Source organism: Candidatus Acidiferrales bacterium (assembly GCA_036514995.1).
Taxonomy (GTDB): Bacteria; Acidobacteriota; Terriglobia; order Acidiferrales; family DATBWB01; genus DATBWB01.
The window spans coordinates 1-2,652 of the sequence record DATBWB010000147.1; the positions used below are offsets into that span (position 1 = coordinate 1).

A 2,652-nucleotide genomic window follows, 5' to 3' on the forward strand; every position below is an offset into this window, starting at 1 on the left:
AAAGAAAATATAAAAAAGGTTGGACCTCAGCCAGCGCGCTGCTCGAATTGCGCAAAAGCTCAGCCGAGAGGACGGCAATGGGGAGGCTGGCGAGATATAGCGTGCCCGTGGCCTTCAGCGCCATGCTGCTCTGGGCGCTCAGCCGCCAGGAACAGACCCTATACGAGCCGTGGGATATCAGGAGCGCGGTGCGCTTCCTGCAAAAAACAGCTGGGACGGAAGAGACAATTTACGTCCCGATCAGATCAATGTTTTGGTCGCTCTCTTGGTATCTGGCCGGGCCGGGGAGTGTGAACCCCCTAAGCACGAACTACCTCATCACCACCCGTGAGGGGTTGCAGATAACATCCCAAACGCCGCCGGCGGATCCGGCGGCCGCCGGGCAGACAATATGGTTTGTCCATCTCGAACACGACCAACTCGCGCTGCCTGAGAACTGGTGGCGCGATAACGTCCTTGACTTTAATCAACTCAGGTTGGAGCACGCTCGAGCGGCGGCGGGTAATCCCCCTTGAGAATTGAGACATCCGGTTTCTCCAAGAAGCCGGATGTCTGCGCTCTCCTAGAGGGCTTGAAGCCCGAGAGTCATAGTGAATGCGTCAAGTTTTCAGGCGGCCAGCGCCGCGTGTCCGATCCACTGGTCGATAGCCGTTTCCAGTTGGTGAAAACGCTTCCCGAGCGACGAGTCGTCCGGCACGAAGTCGGGCTGGACGTGTGAGAGCCCCGGACGCAAGACGCGGGTATAGGTCCGGGTGAAGAACAGAGCGATGCGCAAGCCCTGAGCGGTCACGCGATAGCGATGGCGATGCGGCAAGCGCTCAATCAGGCCGTGCAAGCGCAGCCGGCGCAGGTGATAGGTCAGGCCGCCCGGGGTGAGATCGCTGGGGGAAAGGCCCAGCAGGGGCGCCAGGTGGGCGCGCAGCTCAGCGTTGGAGAACCCGGCGGGCAGCAGACGGAACAGCACCAGCACGCTCAACAGGGCCTGGACGCGCGGATCAGCAAAGCGTAAGGCCGAGGCCCGCTGCGCCCCGACGACCACCGGTTGGTTGACTTGCTGAAAGGCAGCTTCGCCCAGGGCACAATCGTGGCTGATCCGTTGGACGTCGAGGAGACGCCGGTTGGTGGCAAAGCCGACCGCCCGCAGCGCGGGCAGGCCAGACAGCCGTTTGGGCAAGCCGAAGTCGTTAGGGTTATTGACGGTGGTTTCCGTGCGCAAGGCGCGGCCTTCCTTGTGGTATTGCTTGATCCGGGATTGGCGGTAGTTCACGTAGAGCGAGGGCGTGACCCCCTCGGTGATCACCCGGGTCTGGAAGCGGCCTGGCGTGCGGGTACTGATCCGGCGACCAAAGATCAGTTTGACCTGGTCGGGTCGGCCCAAATCGAGGTTCTCGCGGATGACCTGCTCGAAAAAGATGCGGCCGGTCACGGGCCGGTCCAGCACCTGCGTCAGTGAGAACTCGGCTTGCAGGATCGAAAGTTGGTAACCATAGCCAGCGGCCCGATCTTCCGGCGTGAAGGGCTGCGGCAGGCGGGCCAGCCACTTGCGCGCGAAGGCGTCGATCTTCTCGTGCGAGAGCCCGTCACAGAGGGCCTGCAAGCGAGCCGGCTCGGCACAGCTCAGAAAGCCGTTGTCGAGAGCGTCAAAGGCAATCCCGGCTTGGGCCAGTTGGCGCTTGGCGTACTCGTGACCGTTGAAACACAGCTTGGCGGTGTAGGGGAAGTACGAGCAGAACTTGAGGAAGAACGGGCCGAAGTCGCGATCCACCCCGTAGCAGTAGTAGTGATTAACCGGCGCGCTGGAGCGCACAATCCAGGCGTAGGGGCGGCCCGTCTGGGGATTGTGGCGCTTCTCCGTCCGAAAGACGGGCACGTTCTCCTGGGCCTTGCCGACAAACAGGAGGCCTTCCGCACCCGTGAAGTGCTTCAGGTATTCAGCCGCCACATCGTCCTTGCGCTGCCCCTTGGTGAAAGTCAGAAGGGGAATGTCATGCTGGTGTACGTACGCTTCAATCTCGGCGATGAAGGCCCGCGTCATCGGCGCCATCAAGACCGAAGACGCGAACCTGTGCCCGCGATGAAAGCGAAAGAAGGCTGCCACCCCCGCCTCATATTGCAGCTTCGGAACGTACACGTTCAGGTACATGCGGTCGATGCTTTCCACTTCCAAGGTCACGTGCTCACCCAAGATTTCGGCGACGGTCCGTGCTACACTCATGGCTGGCTCCGGTTGTGGGGTGCCCTTGTGGCCAACTCACCGCTTCGGGCGGTGTATGACAGGCACGGTTATACCGTTTCCTGTTTCTTCCCACAACTGGAGCTTTGCTATTCGCACCCTACATCTCGTCGGTCTGAGGCGCAGCCTCGTTAGCAGTTTGTCGGAGTGAAAAGAACTGCCCCAAATCCAAGCCAATTTCCGCCCATAGGTGGGGCGCGGCCTTGCCTTTTCATTGCGAGAATGAGCTCAAGTGGGACTTTTCTCAGCAAAGCAAGGTCTCTCCGACAGGCTGCTAGGAGACTGCGCCAACCCCTGCTTCTTCCTCGCCGGGGGGCCCCCCACCCGTCGAGGCAAGGCCCGCTGAGCATTCCGCAAATCGGGGGGGCACGGCTTGCTACTCGACCGCCGCCAGCGGGCTGACCAGGATGTACTCGACG

At 61.4% G+C, this 2,652-nt stretch carries 2 protein-coding genes; one reads left to right on the forward strand and one right to left on the reverse strand.

Annotated elements, in window-relative coordinates; translation table 11 throughout:
* Nucleotides 1-515, forward strand: a 515-nt coding sequence (locus VIH17_10010) for a hypothetical protein (GenBank protein HEY4683568.1), incomplete at its 5' end; no start/stop codon positions are given.
* A gap of 92 nt (nt 516-607) precedes the next feature.
* On the opposite strand, the gene VIH17_10015 is transcribed toward VIH17_10010, so the two are convergent.
* Entirely contained in the window at nt 608-2,215 is a 1,608-nt protein-coding gene (locus tag VIH17_10015) for a hypothetical protein (GenBank protein ID HEY4683569.1), read from the reverse strand.
* Between the last annotated feature and the right edge of the window lie 437 nt (nt 2,216-2,652).

Excerpts from the sequence above, each read along its gene's own strand:
- VIH17_10015 (HEY4683569.1), bottom strand. The coding sequence starts at position 2,215 with ATGAGTGTAGCACGGACCGTCGCCGAAATCTTGGGTGAGCACGTGACC.